Annotated in this window: 21 protein-coding genes; 11 read left to right on the top strand and 10 right to left on the bottom strand. The window is 64.7% G+C overall.

Annotation, left to right across the window (positions count from 1 at the left end; all coding sequences use genetic code 11):
* Positions 1 to 51: 51 nt before the first annotated feature.
* Complete coding sequence (locus tag ABIC78_RS14160; protein WP_354490375.1) at positions 52 to 4,326, bottom strand: chemotaxis protein CheB; 4,275 nt, start codon at positions 4,324 to 4,326, stop codon at positions 52 to 54.
* Positions 4,327 to 4,629: 303 nt separating this feature from the next.
* Here ABIC78_RS14160 and ABIC78_RS14155 point away from each other — a divergent pair, with 303 nt between their 5' ends.
* Together ABIC78_RS14155 and ABIC78_RS14150 are read left to right on the top strand one after the other, a co-directional pair.
* Positions 4,630 to 4,800: a hypothetical protein gene (locus ABIC78_RS14155; protein ID WP_171797394.1), complete on the top strand. Its 171-nt coding sequence runs from the start codon at positions 4,630 to 4,632 to the stop codon at positions 4,798 to 4,800.
* Positions 4,797 to 5,174 (top strand): response regulator, encoded by a 378-nt coding sequence (locus ABIC78_RS14150; RefSeq protein WP_169050200.1) that lies wholly within the window; start codon positions 4,797 to 4,799, stop codon positions 5,172 to 5,174. Before ABIC78_RS14155 ends, ABIC78_RS14150 begins: the two co-directional genes overlap by 4 nt.
* A 66-nt stretch (positions 5,175 to 5,240) precedes the next feature.
* On the opposite strand, the gene ABIC78_RS14145 is transcribed toward ABIC78_RS14150, so the two are convergent.
* A complete protein-coding gene (locus tag ABIC78_RS14145) occupies positions 5,241 to 5,540 on the bottom strand; it encodes a hypothetical protein (RefSeq protein ID WP_171797393.1) in 300 nt (99 codons plus the stop codon).
* Positions 5,541 to 5,564: 24 nt separating this feature from the next.
* On the bottom strand, positions 5,565 to 5,807 hold the full coding sequence (locus ABIC78_RS14140; RefSeq protein ID WP_169050150.1) for a hypothetical protein: 243 nt from the start codon (positions 5,805 to 5,807) through the stop codon (positions 5,565 to 5,567).
* Between the two features lie 467 nt (positions 5,808 to 6,274).
* Here ABIC78_RS14140 and ABIC78_RS14135 point away from each other — a divergent pair, with 467 nt between their 5' ends.
* Positions 6,275 to 6,571: an alcohol dehydrogenase catalytic domain-containing protein gene (locus ABIC78_RS14135; protein WP_354490372.1), complete on the top strand. Its 297-nt coding sequence runs from the start codon at positions 6,275 to 6,277 to the stop codon at positions 6,569 to 6,571.
* Between the two features lie 433 nt (positions 6,572 to 7,004).
* Here the strand turns inward: ABIC78_RS14135 and ABIC78_RS14130 are convergent, their stop codons facing one another.
* From ABIC78_RS14130 to ABIC78_RS14120, 3 genes are read right to left on the bottom strand one after another with little or no spacing between them, the layout of a single operon-like run.
* Positions 7,005 to 8,567, bottom strand: a complete 1,563-nt coding sequence (locus ABIC78_RS14130; RefSeq protein WP_354490370.1) for a DHA2 family efflux MFS transporter permease subunit — start codon at positions 8,565 to 8,567, stop codon at positions 7,005 to 7,007.
* 34 nt (positions 8,568 to 8,601) lie between these two features.
* Positions 8,602 to 9,768, bottom strand: a complete 1,167-nt coding sequence (locus tag ABIC78_RS14125) for an HlyD family secretion protein (RefSeq protein ID WP_171797426.1) — start codon at positions 9,766 to 9,768, stop codon at positions 8,602 to 8,604.
* A 22-nt stretch (positions 9,769 to 9,790) separates the two neighbouring features.
* Positions 9,791 to 11,311 carry an efflux transporter outer membrane subunit gene (locus ABIC78_RS14120; RefSeq protein WP_354490368.1) on the bottom strand — a complete coding sequence of 507 codons (1,521 nt, stop codon included), beginning with the start codon at positions 11,309 to 11,311 and terminating at the stop codon, positions 9,791 to 9,793.
* A gap of 103 nt (positions 11,312 to 11,414) precedes the next feature.
* Between ABIC78_RS14120 and ABIC78_RS14115 the strand changes: the two genes are divergently transcribed.
* Complete coding sequence (locus ABIC78_RS14115) at positions 11,415 to 12,011, top strand: TetR/AcrR family transcriptional regulator C-terminal domain-containing protein (protein ID WP_354490366.1); 597 nt, start codon at positions 11,415 to 11,417, stop codon at positions 12,009 to 12,011.
* Between the two features lie 761 nt (positions 12,012 to 12,772).
* Here the strand turns inward: ABIC78_RS14115 and ABIC78_RS14110 are convergent.
* Positions 12,773 to 13,588 (bottom strand): TetR/AcrR family transcriptional regulator, encoded by an 816-nt coding sequence (locus ABIC78_RS14110; protein ID WP_354490364.1) that lies wholly within the window; start codon positions 13,586 to 13,588, stop codon positions 12,773 to 12,775.
* 154 nt (positions 13,589 to 13,742) lie between these two features.
* Between ABIC78_RS14110 and ABIC78_RS14105 the strand changes: the two genes are divergently transcribed.
* Genes ABIC78_RS14105 through ABIC78_RS14090 form a run of 4 tightly spaced genes read left to right on the top strand, consistent with a single transcriptional unit; the run spans position 13,743 to position 16,974 of the window.
* On the top strand, positions 13,743 to 14,990 hold the full coding sequence (locus ABIC78_RS14105; RefSeq protein WP_171797378.1) for a Rieske 2Fe-2S domain-containing protein: 1,248 nt from the start codon (positions 13,743 to 13,745) through the stop codon (positions 14,988 to 14,990).
* A 3-nt stretch (positions 14,991 to 14,993) separates the two neighbouring features.
* Positions 14,994 to 15,659 carry an RraA family protein gene (locus ABIC78_RS14100; RefSeq protein WP_171797377.1) on the top strand — a complete coding sequence of 222 codons (666 nt, stop codon included), beginning with the start codon at positions 14,994 to 14,996 and terminating at the stop codon, positions 15,657 to 15,659.
* A complete protein-coding gene (locus ABIC78_RS14095) occupies positions 15,656 to 16,312 on the top strand; it encodes an RraA family protein (protein ID WP_171797376.1) in 657 nt (218 codons plus the stop codon). Before ABIC78_RS14100 ends, ABIC78_RS14095 begins: the two co-directional genes overlap by 4 nt.
* Entirely contained in the window at positions 16,309 to 16,974 is a 666-nt protein-coding gene (locus ABIC78_RS14090; RefSeq protein ID WP_171797375.1) for a 4-carboxy-4-hydroxy-2-oxoadipate aldolase/oxaloacetate decarboxylase, read from the top strand. Before ABIC78_RS14095 ends, ABIC78_RS14090 begins: the two co-directional genes overlap by 4 nt.
* Positions 16,975 to 17,023: 49 nt before the next feature.
* Here the strand turns inward: ABIC78_RS14090 and ABIC78_RS14085 are convergent, their stop codons facing one another.
* Genes ABIC78_RS14085 through ABIC78_RS14075 form a run of 3 tightly spaced genes read right to left on the bottom strand, consistent with a single transcriptional unit; the run spans position 17,024 to position 19,550 of the window.
* Complete coding sequence (locus tag ABIC78_RS14085; protein ID WP_354490361.1) at positions 17,024 to 17,815, bottom strand: enoyl-CoA hydratase-related protein; 792 nt, start codon at positions 17,813 to 17,815, stop codon at positions 17,024 to 17,026.
* Positions 17,816 to 17,852: 37 nt separating this feature from the next.
* Positions 17,853 to 18,614 (bottom strand): SDR family NAD(P)-dependent oxidoreductase, encoded by a 762-nt coding sequence (locus ABIC78_RS14080; RefSeq protein ID WP_171797373.1) that lies wholly within the window; start codon positions 18,612 to 18,614, stop codon positions 17,853 to 17,855.
* 57 nt (positions 18,615 to 18,671) lie between these two features.
* A complete protein-coding gene (locus ABIC78_RS14075; protein WP_354490359.1) occupies positions 18,672 to 19,550 on the bottom strand; it encodes an alpha/beta fold hydrolase in 879 nt (292 codons plus the stop codon).
* Between the two features lie 173 nt (positions 19,551 to 19,723).
* Between ABIC78_RS14075 and ABIC78_RS14070 the strand changes: the two genes are divergently transcribed.
* Genes ABIC78_RS14070 through ABIC78_RS14060 form a run of 3 tightly spaced genes read left to right on the top strand, consistent with a single transcriptional unit; the run spans position 19,724 to position 22,497 of the window.
* Entirely contained in the window at positions 19,724 to 20,932 is a 1,209-nt protein-coding gene (locus ABIC78_RS14070; protein ID WP_354490357.1) for an acyl-CoA dehydrogenase family protein, read from the top strand.
* Complete coding sequence (locus ABIC78_RS14065) at positions 20,922 to 22,055, top strand: acyl-CoA dehydrogenase family protein (RefSeq protein ID WP_354490355.1); 1,134 nt, start codon at positions 20,922 to 20,924, stop codon at positions 22,053 to 22,055. The genes ABIC78_RS14070 and ABIC78_RS14065 overlap by 11 nt, the downstream gene beginning before the upstream one ends.
* Entirely contained in the window at positions 21,973 to 22,497 is a 525-nt protein-coding gene (locus ABIC78_RS14060) for a GFA family protein (protein ID WP_502915680.1), read from the top strand. The genes ABIC78_RS14065 and ABIC78_RS14060 overlap by 83 nt, the downstream gene beginning before the upstream one ends.
* Positions 22,498 to 22,626 lie beyond the last annotated feature (129 nt).

Genomic DNA, 22,626 nt, shown 5'->3' with positions numbered 1-22,626 from the left:
GCCTAGGCGCGGTTTCAGAAGGAGCACAGCCTCGGAATATACCCACAGGCCCTAGGCGGCGTGGGCGACCAGTACCATTCGCGCCAATTCGGGGATGGATTTCGCGCCCATGCGCAGCATGACTTCGGCACGGTGGTTTTCCACCGTGCGCTGGCTGATGCCCAGGTCCGACGCGATATTCTTGCTCGGGTGGCCGGCCAGGACCATGTCCATGACCAGCTTCTGTCGTGCCGTAAGGTTGGCGATGCGGGCGAGGGCTTGGGCATGGGCCGCATCGATCATGCGGCTGTCGTGCGACTGGTCGGTGGCGCGGGCGATGCTGGCCAGCAGGTCGGCCTGGCCGACAGGCTTTTCGATGAACTCGCAGGCGCCGGCGCGCATCGCTTTCACCGCTAGGCCCACATCGCCGTCACCGGTCAGGAAGATCACCGGATAGTGGTCTCCGCTAGCCCGCAAGTGCGCGAGCAGTGCGACCCCGCTCATTCCGGGAAGATGGGCATCGACCAGCAGACATCCGGTGCCGCCGGGCTGGTACGCTGCCAGAAACGCCTCTGCACTGCCGAAATCCTGCACGGCCAGGCCATGACCGGCCAACAGTTCACGGATCGCGGTCCGCACCTGGGCATCGTCATCCACCACATAAGTCATGCCCGACAACGCCATTTCCTGGCTTGCTATGGCTGGGGCCGCAGCTGCCGGTTGGGCACAAAGACTGGCGATGCGCTGGACCAACTGCGTGGCATCGACCGGCTTGCGCAAGTGCTGGCAGGCAATCTTGCCGATCTCGGCCATGGCCTTGGCCGATATGTCGCCGGTCAGCACGATGGCCGGCAGGTCTTCGCCCAGCCGGGCCCGCAGCGCAGAGACCAGATCCACGCCGTTGCCGCCATCGGGCAGGTTGTAATCGGTCAGGACCACTTCGGGCCGCACCGCAGCCGCCACGATCAGGTCGAGTGCTTCGACCGCATTGGCTGCACTCGTCACCAGAAAGCCGTCGGCGCGCAGCATTTCGACGAGCAGGTCGCGCAATTCCGCATCGTCCTCCACGATCATCACTTGCGCGCGCGGGTGATCAGCCGCATCGGGCAGCGCCAGCGCGAGAGGGGGGGAAGGTGGCAGGGCCGATCCAGCCACGGCCAGCGCTTCGGCGGGGGCACGCGGCACGGTGATGGCAAAGACCGAGCCTTTTTTCGGCCGCGATTTTACGTCGATATCATGGCCGAGCAAGGCACCGAGGCGCTGAACGATGGCCAGTCCTAGGCCCAATCCCTGGCTGCGCATGCGCGCGGGATTGTCGACCTGGTGAAACTCTTCGAAGATGGCGTGCAACTGGTCTGGTTCGATCCCGATCCCGGTGTCCCACACCTCAATGCGCAACTGCCCGCTACGCCGTCGGCAGCCCAGCATGATCTTGCCACGATGGGTGTATTTGATCGCGTTACCCAACAGATTGCGAACCATCTGTTCCAGCAATTGCGGATCGCTTTCCACCATGGCCGAGCAAGGCAGGATCGTCAGCGTCAGGCTGCGCGCCTGGGCGAGGGACGTCGTCTCGTTGCGCAATCGGTCGAACATGTCGGCAACGGGAAAGACGGCGCGTTTGGGATGAATGACGCCCGCTTCGATCTGGTTGATGTTGAGCAGCACATCGAGCATACCCGACAGCGCGCGCAGGGTCTGGTCGAAGCGTACCAGCAGCGCGGCTCCGCGTTCGGTTGGCGTGGCCCTGGTCAACAGATCTTTGAGCAAGGTCAGTGCCTGCATGGGTTGGCGCAGATCGTGGCTGGCGGCGGCCAGAAAGCGCGATTTGGCGGCATTGGCGCGGTCGGCTTCCAGCTTGGCAGCTTCCAGCGCGCTCGTGATGTGCTTGCGCTCGGTAATATCGGCAAAGGTGATCACCACCCCTTCGATGCTGCCGTCGTGCGCGCGGTAGGGAAAGATGCGGCGCAAATACCAGACATCGTCGTGGGTGATCACTTCGCGTTCGATCACCGTCTCGGCGTCCAGAACCCGCGCCGCATCGCCCAGCAGTTCCGGATCTTGGGCCAGCGGCCGCAGGTCGCCCAGCGGGCGGCCGATATCGCTGGCGATGACATTGAACAGCGGGCTGATCGCGGGCGTGAAGAACCGGATTTTCAGCCCGGCATCCAGGAACATGGTGCCCACGTTGGTGCTGTTGAGCACGTTCTGAAGATCGGCGGACGCCAGGCGCTGCCGGTCCAGTGTTTCCTGAAGCTGGCTGTTGAGCGCGGTCAATTCCTCGTTGAGGGACTGGAGTTCCTCCTTCGAAGTCAGCAACTCCTCGTTGGTGGACTGGATTTCCTCGTTGACCGAAAGCGCTTCCTCGTTGATCGCCTTCTGCTTCTGGTCGGCCAAGGCCCGCTCGTGCAGGGCGGTGTGCAGGTCCGCCTGCGCCCCCACCAGTTCCTGCTCCAGTTCGGCAATGCGCGTGATATCGGCCGGGCGCAGCGCAGACGATGCCGCCCTCGCCACCGCCGGTTCCTCAACAAAGCAGACCAGCAGCAGGTCTTCGCCGGTTTCGGAAAGGTATTGCACGTCGATGCGGAACCACACCGCGGCCCCGTCGATCGAGACGCAGGCCCGGCCGCCATCGATCCTGGGCTCTGCCTGGCTGGCGCGGGCGATGGCCAACCGCAGTTTGCCGCTTATCGCGGGCGCTGCCATGGCGAGCAGGTCGTGCGTGGCATAGCCTGTCGGCAGGCGCAGATAGCGATGGATCGGCCCCAGGGTGAACAGGCACTCATGGTTGCGGTTGACCAGAACTGCCGCTGGCGCATAGCTGGCCAGCACCGCGCGCCGGGACAGATCGGCCAGGCTGACCTGGCGGGGCGTGGGCGAAGGGCCGCCGGGTGGCGGCAGCGGCAAGCGCGCGCTCACACTGAATGGAAAGCCGGCTTTGCCCGGCCTGCTTTTGCCAACATGGCGAAAACAGCATTCCGCCCTTGTCACCGGTTCGAACCGCCCTTCGGCGCAAGCGATTGTTTCCGATATGCCCAGCAGCAGCACGCCCTCTTCGCGCAAGGCGAAATGGAACAGCGCGATTACTTTGGCCTGCGCCGCAACATTGAGGTAGATCAGCAGGTTGCGGCATGCGATCAGGTCGATGCGCGAGAACGGTGGATCGGCCAGCACATCCTGCACCGAAAAGACCACCGGCGCGCGCAGGTTCGGCGCCACCCGATAACCGGCGTCTTCATGAACGAAATAGCGGGCCAGTCGCTCGGCCGGCATGGTCGTGGCGATGTCGGGGGCATAGAGCCCTTCGCGGGCAAAGGCGACGGCAGCGGGATCGAGATCGGACGCGAAGATCTGCAACGTGATCGTGCGCCCGGCGGCGGCGATGGCATCGCTACAGGCCATGGCGATGGAATAGGCCTCTTCGCCGGTGCTGCACCCTGCCACCCACACCCGCAGCGGGCTGCCCGGCGCCAGGCGCTGGAGAAGTTCGGGGATCACGATCGCCTCAAGGGCTTCAAAAACCTGGGGATCACGAAAGAAGCTGGTCACGTTGATCAGCAGGTCTCCGACCAGCAGATCGCATTCGGCTGCATTCGCCGTGAGGAAGGCAAGATAGGCTGCAAGATCGCCCGACGGCAAGGCGAGCAATCCCATGCGGCGGGCAATGCGCCGCGCCATCGTGCCCGGCTTGTAATGCGCGAAATCGTGCCCGGTCTGCGTTTTCAGATAGGCCAGGATCGCCGCCGGGTCGGCGCTTGCCGGTTCCGGCGTGGTCCGTAAGCTTGGCTGCGCCGTTCCGGTGAGTTGCGCCAGGATCGCCGGCATTCCGGCCAGTGGCACGACATGATCGACCAGGCCTGTCGCGATCGCGCCTTGGGGCATGCCCGGATATTCCGCCTCGGCAGGATCCTGGGCCACGGCCCTGCCCCCGGCTGCCTTCAGCGCGGCGAGACCCCTGCTGCCGTCGGCACCGTGGCCCGACAGGATCACGGCAACCGTTTGGGTCCCGTGGCTGGCGGCCAGGGACTTGAGCAGGAAATCGAACGGCAGGCGTGCGCCATGGTGCACCTCGACCGCAGAAAGGCGCAAGGCGCCAGCGTGCAGGGAAAGATAGCGGCCCGGCGGAATGACATAGACATGATCGGCGCCAAGCGTCTCGCCTTCGCGCGCCTCTGTCACCGGCATCGTGGTGTGGTCGGACAGGAGATCGGCGAGCAGGCTTTTGTGGCTGGGATCAAGATGCTGCACCAGCAGGAACGCAGCCCCGCTGTTTGCCGGCAACGCATCGAGCAGCCGTGATACCGCATCGAGCCCGCCGGCCGATGCGCCGATGGCGATGATCGGCATCCCTGCGCTCAGTGCATTCATAACCTGGTCTGCGCCGGGCAAGTGGCGGCCTGGCCGTAAAGGGGTATTGCCGCGCGCAGGTCGTGTCATTGTCGCCCCCTTGTTCGCATCTTGTACCATGGCGCAATGTAAACCCGGCATTGATAATGACTTGATGCGTGATGCCCGTCTCGCTGGGTAGTTTCCGATCCTGCCGGAGGTGCGCGGGCGCGCTTAAGGCCTGCGTTGATAGCCACTGCGGTGGCGGCCCATTTGCCCAGCAATGCGCCGCCCACTCGACCACGCGGTGTGGAGAGCACAGTCATGCCGACCCTGCCACGCTTGCCCACCCTGCAAACCGGCGCTGCACCGGCCCTGACAAGGCCTGCGCCAGGGCCGGTGCCGACGCCTGCCGCCCGCCGTCGCCCGGCGCGCCAGCGTGCGGCCATTGCGGCCTGGGTCAACGAGGGTGGGGCAGGTGAGGACGTGACATGACGCAGCGATTGCGGATCGTGCTGGCCGAAGATGAAGCCCTGATCGCGATGTATCTCGAGGAACTGCTGATCGCGCTGGGGCACGACGTCTGCGCCATCGCCCATAGTGAAGATGAAACGGTCAAGGCGGCCGGACTTTGCCGGCCCGACCTGATGATCGTTGACGGCAATCTGCATGGCGGCAGTGGGGTGGCCGCCATGCGCCGCATCCAGGCCGCCCAGGGCCTGGTGCCCCATGTCTATGTAACGGGCGATACCCTGGCGATCGCGCAAAGCGTGGGCCAAGCCATCATCGTGCGCAAGCCGTTCAATATGGACGAGCTAGAGCAGGCCATCGAACAAGCCGTGCCGACGCGGCCCCATGCTGGTCGCTAGAGCATCGCGTGCGATTTGAGAATTACGCGCGATGCCTACGCGGGAATCCCGATCGGCCCAGCTCAGTCAGGCGCATGCCATGCCGCGATCGGGGTTTTCGCTGAGCATTTGGTCGGTTTCGTTCGATCGTGACGCATTTGGCAAGGCAACAATGCTGGCAAGGGCGCGCGACTTGGCGCGTGCGGCCTCGCGCCTTTCGGCAGTGAAAGCCACCCCCCGCCAGGCTTCTGCCGCCTGCCCGGCAATGATGCGGACGTTTTGCAGCGTCGCATTGGCGGCGCGATCGCGCTGTATGGTTTCCTGGTCCCGGCAGAAAGTGGATGAGAGTTCCATCTTGGAGTCCCTTGTGCTTGTTGCGGCCGGCATGATCGTCGGGGGCAGCAGAAAAATTTAGAAAACTGGCGCGATCCGGATGGATTGCCTCATGGCCTCGAGCCTGGCTTTTTCCTGGCGCACCATGCGCGAGCGATGTGCATAGGTGTTGTAGCGTTTGCCGATGCGGCCACTGGCAAAATCGTCAGCCAAGGTTCGCTCCATCGCCTGGACGTGGGCCGCGAACGCCTCGATCGGTGTGGCAGTGCCAAGAAGGTCACCCCCGGTTTGGGCGATAAAGGTGCTGGAAATAGCGGACATCGTTCGTCTCCACCAATGAGCGGGAGCACGAACCATCTCTCAGCCGTGCTCATGCTCGAAGGCATCGAAAGCGCGGTGGACTCCATATGGGGATCCGAACGTAGAATGCCATGGGCCCAAGCCTGTCAATTGAAAGAATTCTCAAAATTTCTACCGCCATTTTCCTGCGGCAGGTTTTATCGGTATTCGACGTTTCAGCGTAAAGGGCAATCATCACCGGTTTGAGTATTTTCCGATGCTGCCGCCGCGAAAGCGCCCGGCCCAGCTCCCGAGTGCTGATACAGTCGCAGGCATTCGACTGAAAAACCACGTCGCGCATCGTTTTAGTGGCGCTTGGTATCGGTAGCATGCGGAGCCATGAAGGCATTTGTCTACGGTGGCATCGGCAAGAAGAGCCTTGAGGATCGCCCCATGCCCGCCATTCGGGATCCTGGCGATGCAATCGTCAAGACGGTCTAGACGACGATTTGCGGCACCAACCTGCATTTCCTGAAAGGCGACGTAGCCGCCTGTGCGCCAGGTCGCATCCTGGGCACGAGGACATCGGCACGATCGAAGCGATCGGTGCGGCGGTTGGCGTTTTCAACGCTGGCGACCGGCTCCTGATCTCGTGCATCTCATCATGCGGTAATTGCAAATATGGCCGCACTGGCATGTATTCGCACTGTACCAGTGCAGGCTGGATCCTCGGCAAAGAGATCGACGGCACCCAGGCCGAATATGTTCGCATTCCCCTCTGCCTCAGGAGCCGGACGATCTCATAAGGCAAGCTCTGCCATCGCAAAACACGCCGACGCCTAGCGCAGGATATCGTTGGCACTGCGCAGTTCCTTCACCTCGCGTTCCAGCAGCCGGAGCCGAGCCTTGTCAGCGGCGCAGTGTCTCGGATGCACAGCCAATCTTACCGGCAATCGACGTCATCGAGTTGTAATCGAAGTATAGCTGTTCATGCTCGGTCACGATCGATGGGTCGATTACCACGGCTGCGGCGATTTCGCCCTACATCGGAACCCCGGTTCGAAAGTGGTGAGCAGCCTGGCGACTTCTGGCGTCGCGGCCTTGATGGCCCGGTCAAGCAAGCCGGGACTGAGTTGCGTGGCGGTCGACGGGTCGGCCAGGCCCATGGTGATCTGCTTCCACGGTGCGCGGCTGACAGTGCTGGCCGCCTAGGGATCGAAACGGATGTTGAGCTCTCGCCTAATGCCCGCCGCTGGTATCGATCGGGCCTTGCGGCTTGGGCGCCAGCCAGATCAGCAGTGCCGCAACGCCGAAACACAGGGCGACGGCGCCGAACACATCGAGCGTGGCCAGCATCACGCTCTGCCCTTCCACGATGCTGGCCAGCGAGCTGGTGGCACCGTTCTGCGAAAAGCCGCTCGAGACGAAATTGTCGATGGCCTGCTGCCCGTTGGCCATGGCCCCGGCGAGTTCGGTCTGGTTGAACCGGGCGCTGTTGGTCCAGCTCGTCTGCACCAGCGAGGTGCCGATGGCCCCGCCCATGGTCCGCATGAAGTTCGACAGACCGGCCGCGCTCGCCTGTTCGCGGGGCTCCACGCTGGCCATGGCGATGCCGGTCACGGGAATGAACAGCATGACCATGAACGGCCCGGTGAGCAGTGTGGGCAGGGCCATTTGCCAGAACGTAACGTCCTGGTTGAAGCCCATGCGCCAGGCGCTGATCGCGCCCAGTCCCAGCAGCCCGACCGACACGATCATGCGCGGGTCAAAGCGGTTGACGGCGCCGCCCACCAGCGGTGAGCAGATGATGGCGAGCACGCCCATGAACCCGGTGGAGATGCCCGACCAGGTGGCGGTGTATCCCATGTTCTGCTGCAACCACAGCGGGATGACCACGATGCTGGCAAAGAATGCACCAAACCCCACGGCAAAGGTGAGCGCGGCGGCGGCAAAGCCGCGATGGCGGAACACCCGCAGGTCGACCACCGGATTTTCCTCGGTGGTTTCCCAGATCAGAAACGCGGCAAAGCCAATGGCGGCGATCACCGCCAGCCAGCGGATTTCCGCCGCCGCGAACCAGTCGAGGTTGCGTCCTTCGTCGAGCATGATCTGGAACGCGGAGACCCAGATCACCAGCAGGGCAAAGCCCACCTTGTCGATCGTGGCCGGTGCGCGCGGGTCAGGCTGGCCCTTGAGCACGAGCCACGCCAGCGATCCACCCAGCAGGGCAACGGCCGCCGGCAGGAAGAAGATGTCGTTCCACGTCATGTTGTCGCAAATGATGCCGCCCAGGATCGGCCCGGCGATGGGGCCGACCAGCGTGGTCATGGCCCACAGCACCGTACCCAGCGTGGCCTTTTCCGGCGGAAACACGCGCAGCAGCAAAAGCTGCGAGAGCGGCATGATCGGCCCACCGACGAAGCCCAGCAGCACGCGCCCGAGCACCAGCATGCCCAGCGAGCCCGACAGGCCGCAGAACACCGACAGCGCCGCAAAGGCCAGGTAGCAGGTGAGGAACACGCGCTGCACGCCAAAGCGATTGGCCAGCCATCCGGTCAGCGGCACGGTGATCGCCTCGGCCACGGCATAGGACGTGATCACCCAGGTGCCTTGCGTGGACGATACGCCCAGCGCGCCCGAAATGGTCGAGACGGAAACGTTGGCGATGCTGGTATCGAGCACGACCAGGAAATTGGCCAGGCCGATGGCAAGCGCTGCCAGCAGCAGCTTGCCTCCGGTGAGGGGCCCCGCCGGCTCGCGCGCGGTCAACGCGCCGCCCGCCGTTGCAACGGATGTGGACATGGCCAAAGCCTTTCCAGAAAAGGGCGCCGAACGTTCAGTTCTTCACGGCGATATCGGCGGTCATCGAAAGGCCTACCTGCAAGGGATGGCGGGCCAGTTGCGCGGGATCGAGCGCGATGCGCACCGGCAGGCGCTGCACCACCTTGATCCAGTTGCCCGTGGCATTCTGCGCCGGCACCACGGCAAAGGCTGACCCGGTGCCCCCGGCAAAGCCCACGACGTGGCCGGTAAAGGTCACGTCATCGCCATAGAGATCGGATGTCAGCGTCACCGGCTGGCCGGGGCGCACGTGGGCCAGTTGCACTTCCTTGAAATTGGCATCGACATAGGCGGCCTGCAACGGCGCGATGGTCATCAGCGTCTGCCCGGCCTGGACGCGCTGCCCCACCTGCACCTGGCGCTTGGACACCACGCCATCGACCGGTGCGCGGATCACCGTGCGGTCCAGATTGACGCGGGCCTGGTCCAGCGTGGCGCGGGCGGCCAGCACTTCGGGATTGGAGTCCACCGTGGTATCGACGATCAGCGCGCGGTTGGCATCGCGATCCCCCGTTGCACTCATCCGGTTGGCGGCAGCCTGCGCACGGGTGGCCTGGGCCGATTTCACGTTGGCCAGCGCGCTGGCATAGGCGCTGCGCGCGCTGGTCAGTTCCTCGCCCGAGACCGAGCCGGAGGCGACCAGCGCCTGGCGCCGATCGAGATCGATCCGCGCCTTTTCAAGGTCTGCCTGGGCCGAGGCGAGCTGTGCATCGGCGCGGGCCTGGTCCGCCGCGCGGCTGGCGATCATCGCGGTCAGCCCGCTGCCGGTGGCCATCAAGCCGCGCACCTTGCGCTCGGTCTGCGCCAGTTGCGCCTCGGCCTGGGCCACGGCAATGCGCGCATCGGTATCATCGAGCCGTACCAGCACGTCGCCGCGCTTCACCGTCTGGGTATCGTCCACCAGCACTTGTGCCACCGGCGCACCGATCTGCGGCGTCACTTGCGCCAGGTTCGCACCGACATAGGCATTGTCGGTCACCACGTGGCGGGCCGCCACGAAATGCTCGTATCCCCAGGCGCCGACGGCGGCGATCGCCACCGCGCCGGCCAGCCCGGCAAAGAGGCGGGCGCGGCGGGAATTGCCTGGCGCCTTGGCGGCGGCGGACGGCGCCGGCTGGGGCGTTTCGTCCAGATAGGTTTGCGCGTCGGCAACCTTGGTCATCACGGTCATCGCAGGGATCCTTTCACGAACGGAAGCCGCCGCCGAGCGCGCGCACCATGGCGACGTCGAGGGCAAAGGCGCGGGTTTTCAGGGAAGCGACGGTCTTGCGCGCCGCGATCAGGGAGTCTTCGGAATTGAGCACGTCGAGATAGGTGGCCAGTCCGCCGCGATAGCGGTTGTTGGAAACGGTCCAGGCCGCCTGGGCAGAGACTTCTGCCGCCTGCGCGCGCGCCAGGCGCTGGCCCAGGGCCTGCTGGCTGGTGGCCGCGTCGGCCACGTCGTGCAGTGCCTGGACCAGCGTGGCATCGTATTGTGCCACGGCCACGTCGTGATCGGCCTCGGCCCCGCGATATTGCGCACGCAGGCGTCCACCATCGAGGATGGGCAGGCTGAGGGCCGGGCCGACCGAGCCATAGTCCGATCCGGCCTGGAACACCTTGCCGATATCCAGCGCCTGCATGCCGATCAGCCCGGCCAGGTTGACGCTGGGATAAAATGCCGCGTGGGCCTGGCGGATGCGGCTGTCGCTGGATTCCACGCGCAGCTTGGCGGCGATCACATCTGGCCGGCGGCCGATCAGTTCGGCTGGCAAGTTGGCGGGAAGGCCGGCGGTGGCCTTGGCCAGGTCTATCTGCGGCCGGGCGATCGATGCGCCGCGATCGGGGCCGGCGCCCATCAGCGCGGCAATCTGGTTGCGCTCCAGCGCGATGCTTTCATCGAGGTTGGCCAGATCGCCTTGCGCGGTTTCGAGCGAAGACACAGCCCGTTCCACCGCGCCCATGTTTTCCAGCCCCTGATGCTGGCGATCGGTCATCAGGTCGCGCGTTTTCTGGCGCACCGCCACCGCATCGACAGCAGCGTCGCGCTGGGCATAGAGGCTGGCGAGATCGGCATAGGCAGCGGCAATGCCGGCCGAAACCGTGAGTCGCGCGGCTGCCGCTTCCGCCCCGCTGGCGGCCGCGTCAGACTTGGCAGCGGCCAGCGCGGCGCGGTTCTTGCCCCAGAAATCCAGATCCCATGACAGGCTGAGCGAGGCCTGGCCGTAATCGGGCCAGCCGCGCGGGCTCAATCCTTTGGGAAACAGATAGTTGTCGCTGTTCTGGGTGAGGCCGCCCTGCGCCCCGGCGGTGAGGCTGGGCAGCAGCGCGCTGCGGCTTTCGCCGGCCACGGCCTGGGCCTTGGCAAAGCGGGCCTGCGCCACGCGCAAGTCGGTGGCGCCGGCCAGCCCTTCGGCAATCAGCGTGTCGAGCTGGCTGTCGCCATAGGCCTGCCACCAGCCGTCCGATGGCCAGTTCGCGGCCGGCGTTCCGGCTGCCGGTGCCAGGCTCTGCGCGCCCAGCTTGGCGGGCGCGGCCATGCTGGCCAGTTGGGCACGGGGCGGGGGTACGGCGCAGCCTCCGGTCAGCAGGGCAAGGCCGGCCACGGCCAGCGCCAGTGTGGGGCGCAGCGGCAGGCGCTGCGGCGGGTCGGATGGGGCAGGGGCATGCGGCAGGGCCGGCGCGGTGGCGCGGCGGAATTCCTGCGTTCGGACGGTGAAAGGCATGGGGCGACTCCGGCAGAATAACCGTACTGAACGGTTCAGTATAACTCGAGTCTTGCGCCGTCAACGAAAAAGTGTACAGGTCGGTTCAGATAAGGAGAAAAGGATGCGGGTAAAATCCGACGCACGGCGAGAGGCCATCCTGGAGATTGCCAAGGACCTGTTCCGCGAGGTGGGGTACGAGCGCGCGTCGATGGCGATGATCTCGGCGCGGGTGGGTGGATCGAAAGCCACGCTTTACAGCTACTTCAAATCCAAAGAGGCTCTGTTTGCCGCCGCCATGATCGCGGCGATGGAAGAGCAGGCCGATGGGCTGCTCGACTTGCTCGACGCCGATGATACGGATTTGCGCGCGGTGCTGGTGCGCTTCGGTCATGCCTATCTTGCGCTGCTCACCTCGTCCGACGCGCTGGCGATCACGCGCACTGCCATTGCCGAAGGCACCGCCAGCGGGCTGGGTACGGAACTGTACGAACTGGGCCCGCGCCGGGGCTGGAGCGCTGTGGAAACCTACATGCGCGCCTTGGTGGAGCGCGGCGCATTGCGCCGGTGCGATCCTCACTTCGCTGCCGGGCACCTCAAAGGGTTGCTGGAATCCGGGGTGATGGAGCCCATGCTGTTTGGCGCGCCGATGGAATTTCCGGCCGATATCGGCATTGCCGAAGCGGTCGACTGCTTCCTGCGCGCATACGCGGCCGGATAATCATGGCGGTCGATAGGTAACATATCGATTAGCAGATGTGAAACGATCGGCAGTAGGGTGCTTCCCTTGCTGACAAAGCATTGGCAATGCAGAGCCCAGTTCCGCCATTCACCGTATAGTAGCCAATGCCAAAAGTATGCCGCCCCGCAGCGCGCTGAGCAAGGTTGGGAACGTCACATTGCTAACCATCCGGCGGATATCCTCCCTGCGCTCCCCCGCTGACATCGCCTTAGCGCGGTCCGGGATGAGTGCCAGCGTTTCGTGCCTTTCCCTGCGAGAACCATCTACGCCGTCGTAGTTCGGGTTCTCGACCATCCGAATAACGGTGGGGCAGCTTGGTCGAAGCCACACGACATAACCATCGCCGCGCTTTTCGGGTGGATCCACCCTATGCCCGACGAACCAGAACAGCGCCTGTCGCACACGCCGCGCGCCGCTACGCTGTAGAATACAAGGGTAACGGCCTGGACGCAGCGTTCAGATATTTCTTGATCCCCATCGCCTTAGCAATCTCGACGCCATGGTTCGGCATACAGATTGAGCGCAATATCAGCCGCTTGAAGGCCATCAAGGGGAGTAATGCATGGACGAGCCAAAATCGGTCAAATCAAGCCGAGAGTTATGATGCCACTACGATCCGAACGGCACGAAATATGAGTGGATCGCCGTTTTACCGATCGCGCCCGCCATTGCTGTCAAATTTCCCATAAAGAATGAAATTTAAAGAGATAAATCACTCAATATTGCATTTGTAAAAATGCTTATCCTGTATCTTTGGGGGTTGTAATCTGTTTTTTCTTAAGTTTCCCAGTTCCATGCGGAATTTTTAAAGGTATATTGTCGCTCAATTCTGAGATGTTGCGGAAGAAAAAGCTCAGGCAGACCTTTGCGTGGTAATCAATAAAATCTGGTGTGAAGGGTGATGTGCCAAGAACCTTTTCTACTTCGGTTGACAACATAAAAATTCGCGTCACCATCCCAATTAAAAGGTAATAAAGGTAGCGAGGTTCGCCCGGTATAAACTTACCCGCGCGCTGTGCTTCGCTGATTAGGCCCTCCATTCGTTGAAAGCCATCGCGAAGGCGATGCTCATATAGCCAATCCAATTGACTGTTGGGGTGGCTGGCGACATGGGACATGATCCAAGCGTATTCTGGTTTTTCCGCTGAAAAGTGCACGAAATCTTTCAGGTAAAGATACAACGCGGTGCTGGAGTCAACTCCACGTAACTCTTTCAGTCGTTTTTCAAGCGCTGATTTCTGCGCTTCGGTCAGCTTATCCAGCGTCTCCTGCCAGAGACCTTCCTTGCTTTGGAAGTGATAGGTTACCAGTGTGTGCTGGACGCCGGCGTTTTGCGCGATGACTCGGGTGGAAGCGCCTTCGAACCCATGCAGGGCGAATTCCCGTGCGGCGGCGTCGATGATCTTGCCGCGGGTGTCGATCGTACGCTGCTGCACGCTACGACGGCGCACCTTGCCTGCGGCGGGAGTTGCGCCTTCCGGGGGAATTGCTTTGTTCAAAATGCTTCCTTCACGCTCGATTTCAGGCCGGTTCTGCATGCGTTGGCGCTTGGTCAAACTCCGCTATACCTGCTTGTACCCCGGCCGGTCAATTTTCAGAAATGCTCAGGAAGTCAAATTTTAGTTGACCACATGAACAATATATGGCATAGATTTACGAGCAAATATAACATTTGCATTGCCGTAATGCATGCATGGTCAGGAGAGAGCGGTGCTGAGCAGGGCTGACAACGAATTGATGTGCCGTGTCGAAGGCGATGCCCCCATGGGGCGGATGCTGCGTCAGCATTTCTGGCTCCCCGCAGCCCGCGCCGCCGGCGTTGAGGCAGATGGCAAGCCGGTGCGCGTGCGCTTGTTGGGCGAGAACTTCATCGTGTGGCGAGGCACCGACGGCCGAATGGCTTGTTTCGACGAAGGGTGCCCGCATCGCGGCGTCAGCTTGGCGCTAGGCCAGAACCGCGATTGCACGTTGACCTGTATTTTCCACGGCTGGAAGTTCGGCATCGATGGCAGCGTGATCGACGTTCCCACCGAAGGCAGCAATTCCGAAGCGTTCAGCAAGACGGTGCCGCTCAAATCCTATCCGGTGCGCGAGGCTGCCGGCGTGGTGTGGGTGTGGCTGGGCAGCGGCGACACGCCGCCCGCGTTCTGGGACTTGCCATTCATGGACCTGCCCGCCGACCATTTCGTAACCGTTACCCAGAAGCTGGACGCCAACTGGGTGCAGGGCGTGGAGGGGACGATCGATTCCTCGCACGTGGGGGTTCTGCATCAAAGCTGGCTGCACCAGGAATGGGCCAAGGGCATGTCGGGGGCGGCCAAGGCGACGGCGGTGGATTACGAGTTCGATACCAAGCCCTATGGTTATACGGCATCGGCCACCCGGCACATTGGCAACGATCTCAAGTATGTTCGGGTGACCGAATTCGTGCTGCCGTGGTTCGGCATGATCCCTGCGGAAAATCCGCCGTTCGGGGATCGCACCGCAATTTTCGCTGCACCGACCGACGATACTCACATGATGCAGTTCTTCATCAGGTTCAATCCGTACAAGCCGGTCAACGCCGACCATTCGCAGGAAGATCAAGTGGGCGATCCTGATGCATTCGCGCCGATCGGGACGGCTGACGAGCATTGGGGGCAGGACCGCGAATTGATGAAGCAGGGCCATTGGACCGGTTTCCGACAACTGGTGGCTGAGGATTTTGCCACCCAGGTCAGCCAGGGGGCGATTGCCGACCGCGAGAAGGAATACCTTTCGTCGAGCGACCAGTTCGTGATCCGGGTGCGCCGGGGCCTGCTTCAGGCGGTGCGCGAATTCCAGGCGGGCAAGGTGCCGGCCTGCGCGCCGGGCGGCGGCTATGACTTTTCCAAGATTCACGCTCGCGCCGCCACGATCGAGGAAGCCCGGCCCTGGCGCGAGATAGAGACGCCGACCGAGCTGCCGGTCGCGGGCTGAGGCATGTCGGTTCCCGATGAGGTCACGCGGTTGGGCCGCCTGGATGTTTGCGCCGTGTCCGATGCCTTGGATCGCCTGGGCATCGGCGCGGTCGTTACCGGGGTTCCGCAACAGGCCGGATCCGGCCGGCTGGCGGGGCAGGCGGTGACGATGAAAGTGGGCGTGGGCGACCCGCCGCCCGGGCCGCCCCGCCATCTTGGGTGCAATGCCATCGAAAGTGCCGGGCCGGGCGACCTGATCGTGGTGGAGCAGCGTTCCGGCAGGGACGCCGGATGCTGGGGCGGGCTGCTGACGCTGGCGGCCAAGCTGCGCGGGGTGCGCGGCGTGGTGGCCGATGGGCCCGTACGCGATATCGACGAGGCGGTCGGCTATGGGTTTCCCGTATTCACCCGCCACCTCACCGCCCGCACCGCGCGGGGCCGGGTGGCGGAACTGGGCAGCGGCGTGCCGATCGTTTTCGAAGGCGCGCGCGTCAACCCAGGCGACTACATCGTGGCCGACCGCAGCGGCATTGCCATCATTCCCCGTGCCGAGATCGGCAAAGTGCTGGAAGTTGCCGAAGGGATCGTCGCCAAGGAAGCCGCGATGGCGCGGCAATTGCTGGCTGGGCAAGCCGTGGGTGACGTGATGGGCGGCAATTACGAGTTCATGCTGAAAGGAACGTCATGACCGAGGAGATGGTCACGCGCGCGCAAGCTATCGACACTGCAACGCTGTCCGACGCGCTCGACAAGCTGGGTCTGGTTGGTCAATGCCATGGCATCACCCCGCGCAATCCCGATTTCCGTATGGCCGGGCGCGCCTTTACCATTCTCTATGGTCCGCCGGCCAAGCCGGTGGGCACGGTGGGCGATTTCATCGACGACGTGGCCCCCGGCCAGGTCGTGGTGCTCGACAACGGGGGGCGGACCGATGCCACCGTCTGGGGCGATATCCTGACCGAAATTGCGCATCGCCGGGGCATTGCCGGAACGCTGATCGACGGCGTCAATCGCGATGTCTATCTGTGCCGCGAGCTGGGCTATCCGGTCTTTTCGCGCAATGCTTATATGCGCACCGGCAAGGACCGCGTGCAGCTCGAGGGTGTCAACGTGCCAGTGACCGTGGGTGGTGCGCGGGTTGCGCCGGGCGATATCGTGGTGGGCGATCCCGATGGTGTCGTCGTCATCCCTCAGGCCCACGAAGCGGCCGTGCTGGCGGCCGCCGAACATATTTTGCTGGCGGAAAAGGGCATTCGCGAAGCGGTGCGCGCGGGCATGCGGCTGGACGAAGCGCGCGACAAATTCGGTTACCACCACCTCCAGACTCGCGAGCAGGCATGAGCCGGGTGTTCGATCCGGTGACGACCACGCGCTGGGACCATGACCGGGTCGCGCCCGAACTGGTGCGGCGCGCGGCGGCGCTGCCGGCCGCGACGCTGCACGAGGCGGCCGGGCGCATCGGCGCTTTGCCGCCGGGATTGAAGCCGGTGGCGCCAGCGTTCCGCATCGCCGGCTCGGTGGTGACGGTGGTGTGCCCCAATGGCGACAACTTGTGGATTCACCGCGCGCTGTGCGCCGCGCAGCCCGGTGACGTGCTAGTCGTGCAGACCGGCGACGGTGCCGACTATGGCTATTGGGGCGAAGTCATGTCGACCGCAGCACGGGCGCGGCACTTGGGCGGCCTAGTGATTGACGGCTGCGTGCGCGATGCACCGCTGCTCAGGGAGATCGGGTTCCCGGTGTTTGCCCGTGGCCTGGCCATTCGTGGCACGGTCAAGGACCTGGGGGCGATGGGCTGGGTCAACGCCCCGCTGCTGCTGGGCGATGTGGCGATTGCACCGGGCGACCTGATCGTGGGCGACGAAGACGGGCTGGTCGCCTTGCCGGCGCAAGGGCTCGATGCCGTGCTGGCCGCCGCCACCGCGCGCGAGGCCAAGGAGGCCGCGATGTGCGAGGCGCTGATGGCCGGTGCCTTGACGCTGGACCTGATGGGCCTGCGCTAAGCCGGCCGTCGCGCCCCTGTTCCTGGCGTGGCCAGGGGCGCGACGGGGCTCAGGCGGCAGCGTTCCCGCCAAACGCGGGTTTGCGCTTAGCCAGGAAGGCGCCGATGCCTTCGCGGTGGTCGGCGGTGCGTCCGGCCTCTTGCTGCGCCATGCGCTCTTGCGCCAGCATTTCGGAAAAGCCGCGCTCGGCGGCATCCCAGCACAGCCGGCGAATGAGGCCCAGCGCCTGGGTCGGTCCAGCGGCCAGATCCTGGGCTAGGCCCAGCGCGGCGTCGAGCAGTTGCGCTGCGGGCACGACGCGATTGATCATGCCCCATTCCAGCGCCTGGGCCGCCGCGATGCGGTTGCCCAGCAGCATCATTTCCGAAGCGCGGACGCGGCCGGCAGCGTGGACCAGCATGAACGCCGATCCGCCATCGGGTACCAGGCCGATATGCCGGAACGCCTGGAGGAAATAGCCGGTATCAGCTGCGACGCTCAGGTCGCCGGCCAGGGCAAGCGATGCACCAAAGCCGGCCGCCGCGCCGTTGATCGCCGTGACGATCGGGATCGGGGCGGTCCTCAACCGCTGGATCAAGGGGTTGTAATGCGTATCGAGCTGAGCCCCGGCGTCATAGCCGGGCGCGGTGCAATCGCCCGCGCTCGACAGGTTGGCGCCCGAGCAGAACGCCCGCCCGGCGCCGGTGATGACCAGGCAGCGAGCCGACTCGAACAGGTCGTCGAGCACCTCCAGCAGGCGTTGCACCATGGGTTGCGAGGCCGCGTTGAGCGTGGCCGGATCGTTCAGGGTGAGCACGGCGACATCGCCGTGCCAATCGACAAGTACCAGGTCAGCGCTCACGCGATCCTCCTGCAATTGTGCATCGTTGCCGCACCGCTCAGCGCGGAGCCATGCGGATGGCGCCGTCCAGGCGGATGACTTCGCCGTTGAGCATGGGATTGCCGATGATCGCCTCGACCAATTGGGCATATTCCGGCGGCTGGCCCAGCCGGCTGGGAAACGGCACTTGCGCTTCGAGCGAGCGCTTGGCCTCGTCGGAAAGCCCATGCAGCAGCGGCGTCAGGAACAGGCCCGGGGCGATCGTGTTCACGCGGATGCCGAACTGCGCCAGGTCTCGAGCCACCGGCAAGGTCATGCCGACGATACCGCCCTTGGATGCGGAGTAGGCGGCCTGGCCGATCTGCCCGTCATAGGCGGCAACGCTGGCGGTGTTGACGATCACCCCGCGCTCTTCCTCGTCAACAGGGGCGGCGGAAAGCCGGGCGGCGAATTTGGAAAGCACGTTGAACGTGCCGGCCAGGTTGATGCGGATCACGCGCTCGAATGCATCGAGCGCGTGGGCTTGCCCGTGCCGGTCGACGGTCTTGGCCGGGATGCCGGTGCCGGCACAATTGACCAGGATGCGGGCCACCCCGTGGGCGGCTTCCGCTTCTTCGAGCGCCTGGGCGACGGCGGCGCTGTCGGACACGTCGACGGCGGCGAAGTGCCCGCCGATCTGCTGCGCGAGCGCGGTGCCCAGGTCGCGATTGAGATCGAACAGGGTGACTTTGGCGCCCCGCGCGGCCAGCATCTCGGCTGTTGCAGCACCCAGGCCCGAAGCCCCGCCGGTCACGATCGCGGCCACTGATTGGATTTTCATGCCTTCTCTCCTGTGTCGCCGGCGGACTGTCGCAATCCGCCAAGCTGTTGTTTTTGATTAGTTGACCATGGTTTCGGCGATGATCGCCCGAAGCCGCGTGCGCACTAGGTCAGGCCGCTCCATCGGCAGGAAATGGCTGGTACCGGCCAGGTGTTCGAGCGAGACCAGCAGCGAGCTGGCCGGCGCCCGATCATGCCCGACGCGGCAGACGCCGCCCTGTTGGGGGACGAGGATGTATGCCGGGCGACGCAGCGCAGCCAGCGCATTCCACACCGCATTGTCGTGGGCCAGGAAGTTGCAGGCTTCCCATGGCGGCGGGCAGGCGAGCGCCACGGCGCCCTGGCGCTCGATGAAGCCGTCTGTGACATAATCGACCAGGGGTTCGTCGGGCCAGGTGGCGAAGCTGCCGCGCCCGCGATAGTGCGCCAGTGCCTCGGCCCGGTTGCGGAACGTGGCGCGGCGGTTTGCGGCGGCGGCATAGAGCGGGTTGCTGGCCGGATCGCCATCGAGCGCGGCGGTGCAGAGCGCCTGTTCGGTCGGGAGCAGCATCGGCGGATCGAGCAGCAGCAATCCGCCGGTTACCGGCTCCAGCGCCTGGGCGGCAAGCAGGCACACGGTGCCGCCCATCGAATGCCCGGCCAGCACGGTGCGCGTGATGCCCAGCGCCTGGCACAGCGCGACCAGGTCGAGCACCAGATCGGCATAGTCGCGCCGGCCGTGCGGACTGGCGGGCAGGGTGGTCTTGCCGTGGCCGCGCTGGTCGATCGCTACGACGTGGCAATCCCTGCCCAGCGGCGCCAGCAGCGCGCGATAGGTAAGCGCGTTATAGCCATTGGCATGCAGGAACAGCGCATCGATCGGCCGGTCCGCGTCGCCAAAGGCAATGCCGGCAATCGCGCCACCTCTGTCGGGAAGAGGCACTGAGAACCTGCGCACATCCTATCCTTTCGCCAGGGCCTGCACCGCCGGGCCAGAGCCCAGGCCGGAACGCGGCATCGAAATTCCCAAACGGCCTTCGGTCCGAAGCTTTGCTTTATATTGCGTCTACGGTCAATACAGTGCTATAAATTTTCCAACACAAACAATTTATGAGAGAGGCGCCTGTGCCGATGTCTGCTGTCCCTGCTCGGTCCGATGGCGTTCCCGTGCCGTCCGACGCGGAGATACGCGCTTTCGTGCGCGCCGAACTCGATCCTCAGACACGCGCGGGGGTGCTCGGATTTCGCCGACCCAGCCCGGCCGCAATGCGGGCTTGGCAGGCGCGGCTGGTCGAGCGCGGCTGGGGTGCGCCGGCGTGGCCGGTGGACCATGGCGGCACCGGGTGGGACGCGGCCACGCGCTATCGCTTCGGCAACATCCTGATCGAGGAAGGGGCGCCCGCGTTCTTGCCATTTGGCTATGCCATGCTGGCCCCGGTGCTGCTCGCGGTGGGAACGGCAGAGCAGAAGGCGCAGTTCCTTCCCCGCATCCTGACGCTGGAGGATTGGTGGTGCCAGGGCTTTTCGGAGCCCGGCGCTGGGTCTGACCTTGCCGCCTTGCGCACGCGCGCAGAGCGCGACAGCGATCACTGGATCGTCAATGGCCAGAAAACCTGGACTACTCTGGCGCAGCACGCCAACCGCATGTTCTGCCTGGTGCGCACCGATCCGCAGGCCCGCCCGCAACAGGGCATTTCCTTCCTGCTGCTGGACATGGCCAGCCCGGGCGTGACCGTGCGGCCGATCATCACCATGGATGGCGGCCACAGTGTCAACGAAGTGTTTCTCGACAACGTGCGCGTGCCGGTGGGCAACCTTGTCGGTGCGGTGAACCAAGGCTGGAGCTATGCCAAGCTGCTGCTGGGGCATGAACGCAGCGCGATTGCGCAAGTGGCGGAATCGCGGCGTAACCTGGCTTTGGCCTGGCGGATCGCGCGGGATGAGCGCGACGGCGCCTTCGTCCTGGCCGACCTGCCCGAGGTGCGCGCCGCGCTATGTGTGCTTGCCGAGATGCTCGACTCGCTGGAAATGGCGGCGCTGGCCTATCTGGCAGAGGAAAGCTCCGGGCAGGCCGGAGGAATCGGGGCCAATGTCCTGAAAGTGCGCGGCACCGAAATCCAGCAACGCCTGAGCGAAATCCTGATGGAACTGGCCGGCCCCTATGCCTTGCGGTTCCGGCCCGAAGCGCTGGTCGGCCCGGTCGATCCGCCCGTCGGCCCCACCTTTCCCGAAACGCTGGCAGCGCATTTTCTGATGACGCGGGCCGTGTCGATATATGGGGGTTCCAATGAGATCCAACGCACCGTCATCGCCGCCAATCGGTTGCGCGATGCGCGCTGAGGCACCCCTGGTCGACATGTTGCGTGCCACGGTGCAGCACATCGCCCGCGCCGCCGGCGACCAGCGCCGGGCCTGGGCCGCCATGGCCGAAGCGGGCCTGGTCGGCATCGCCGTGCCCGAGGCCTTGGGTGGCGCGGGGCTGGGGCTGGCCGAGCAGGTCGTGCTGGTCGAAGCGCTGGGCGCGGATCTGGCGGCGATGGTCTATCCCACCATTGCGCTGGGCCTGCCGTTGCTGGCCGCCGATCGCGGTGGCCACCACGCCGGCCTGCTGACCGCGACGATTGCGGGCAAGGTCCGGCTTGCCGCCGCGCTGACCGAACGTGGCGGGCGCTATGACCCCAGCTTAATCGAAACCCGAGCCGTGTGGCGCGCGGATCGCTGGGTGCTGGATGGGATGAAGTCGGTCGTGTTTGGTGGCGATTGCGCGGATGCCCTGATCGTTTCGGCGCAGACCGGCAGCGCGCCGCAGGACATTGCCCTGTTCGTGGTGCCGGCAGCCACGGCGGGCCTGTCGCGCCAGAGCTTTGCCACCCTGGGGCAGGGCAGCGCGGCGGACCTAGTACTCGACGCCGTCGAGGTACCCGCTGCCCATCGGCTGGATCTGCCCGGCGGCGCGCTGGCAACGATCGGCGAGGCGCTGAACGGCGCGGTGGCGATGCAATGCGCCGAAGGCCTGGCGATCTTGCGCGACATGCTGGACGAAACCGCCGCATACCTCGAGCTGCGGCAGCAGTTCGGCCGCCCGCTGCGCGAATTCCAGGCCCTGCAGCATCGCTTTGCCGACATGACGATCGCGTTCGAACTATACCAGCCGATGCTGGGGCATGTGCTGGACCTGTCCAGACAGGGCGGGGCGCCGTTTTCCCGCGCGGTTTCTGCCGCCAAGGTGGCGCTGATCCAGGCGGCGCACACGGTCGGCCGGGGCGCGATCCAGTTGCATGGCGGAATCGGGCTGACCCAGGACCTGCCGCTCAGCCGCGGCTTTCGCCGATTGGTGGAGCTTGAATTCGCGTTGGGCGACATGCCCCATCATCGCCGTCATGCGCACGAGCCGGTGCCCTGCGAGGGGCCGGGCGACGCGATCAATCAGGCGGGCGCCGTTGGCGCACCCCGCTACATCTGATGGAGCCGATATGCCGGATCACGATACCCTTTATGCAGGCGGATGCTTGTGCGAGGCCATCCGCTACAGCTTTCGCGGGCCGCCCAAATTCGTGATGCAATGCTGCTGCAAGGATTGCCAGAAGGCGACGGGCACCGGGCACACCACGATCGTGGGCATCGACCGCGCGCAGCTTCAGATCACCGGGGAACCCAGGACTTATACCGTGCTGGGCGATTCGGGGAACGGTGTGATCCGCCATTTCTGCGGCACCTGCGCCAGCCGGCTCTATACGATGAGCGCGATGTCGGACACGTTGGTCATGATCCAGTCGGGCACGCTGGACGATCCCAACATGGTGACGCCCGAATGCGTGATCTACAAGAAGGATGCGCTGGCCTGGGACCGGTTCGATCCCGCTCTTCCCACGTTCGATGCGCTTCCGCCCGATCCGGCTACATAGTCTCGTGGCGGGGGGGCAACCCCCCCCCCCCCGGGGGGGACCGGAAAACGAGCGGTTTTTTCAGTAAGGGGGGGGGTTGGGGAATGCGGTGTGAGCGCCGCACCCATAACCCCCCCATCGGGTAAAGGT

Origin of the sequence: Novosphingobium sp. 1529 (assembly GCF_040544855.1) — a bacterium.
Classification (GTDB): Bacteria; Pseudomonadota; Alphaproteobacteria; order Sphingomonadales; family Sphingomonadaceae; genus Novosphingobium; species Novosphingobium capsulatum.
Note: the sequence above shows the minus strand (reverse complement) of the source record. Positions and strands in the feature narration are given on the sequence as shown.

Coding starts and splice junctions, on each gene's coding strand:
- ABIC78_RS14160 (WP_354490375.1), bottom strand. CDS start 4,326: ATGCCGATCATCGCCATCGGCGCATCGGCCGGCGGGCTCGATGCGGTA.
- ABIC78_RS14155 (WP_171797394.1), top strand. CDS start 4,630: ATGCCGACCCTGCCACGCTTGCCCACCCTGCAAACCGGCGCTGCACCG.
- ABIC78_RS14150 (WP_169050200.1), top strand. CDS start 4,797: ATGACGCAGCGATTGCGGATCGTGCTGGCCGAAGATGAAGCCCTGATC.
- ABIC78_RS14145 (WP_171797393.1), bottom strand. CDS start 5,540: ATGCCGGCCGCAACAAGCACAAGGGACTCCAAGATGGAACTCTCATCC.
- ABIC78_RS14140 (WP_169050150.1), bottom strand. CDS start 5,807: ATGTCCGCTATTTCCAGCACCTTTATCGCCCAAACCGGGGGTGACCTT.
- ABIC78_RS14130 (WP_354490370.1), bottom strand. CDS start 8,567: ATGTCCACATCCGTTGCAACGGCGGGCGGCGCGTTGACCGCGCGCGAG.
- ABIC78_RS14125 (WP_171797426.1), bottom strand. CDS start 9,768: ATGACCAAGGTTGCCGACGCGCAAACCTATCTGGACGAAACGCCCCAG.
- ABIC78_RS14120 (WP_354490368.1), bottom strand. CDS start 11,311: ATGCCTTTCACCGTCCGAACGCAGGAATTCCGCCGCGCCACCGCGCCG.
- ABIC78_RS14115 (WP_354490366.1), top strand. CDS start 11,415: ATGCGGGTAAAATCCGACGCACGGCGAGAGGCCATCCTGGAGATTGCC.
- ABIC78_RS14100 (WP_171797377.1), top strand. CDS start 14,994: ATGTCGGTTCCCGATGAGGTCACGCGGTTGGGCCGCCTGGATGTTTGC.
- ABIC78_RS14095 (WP_171797376.1), top strand. CDS start 15,656: ATGACCGAGGAGATGGTCACGCGCGCGCAAGCTATCGACACTGCAACG.
- ABIC78_RS14090 (WP_171797375.1), top strand. CDS start 16,309: ATGAGCCGGGTGTTCGATCCGGTGACGACCACGCGCTGGGACCATGAC.
- ABIC78_RS14080 (WP_171797373.1), bottom strand. CDS start 18,614: ATGAAAATCCAATCAGTGGCCGCGATCGTGACCGGCGGGGCTTCGGGC.
- ABIC78_RS14070 (WP_354490357.1), top strand. CDS start 19,724: ATGTCTGCTGTCCCTGCTCGGTCCGATGGCGTTCCCGTGCCGTCCGAC.
- ABIC78_RS14065 (WP_354490355.1), top strand. CDS start 20,922: ATGCGCGCTGAGGCACCCCTGGTCGACATGTTGCGTGCCACGGTGCAG.
- ABIC78_RS14060 (WP_502915680.1), top strand. CDS start 21,973: ATGCGCACGAGCCGGTGCCCTGCGAGGGGCCGGGCGACGCGATCAATC.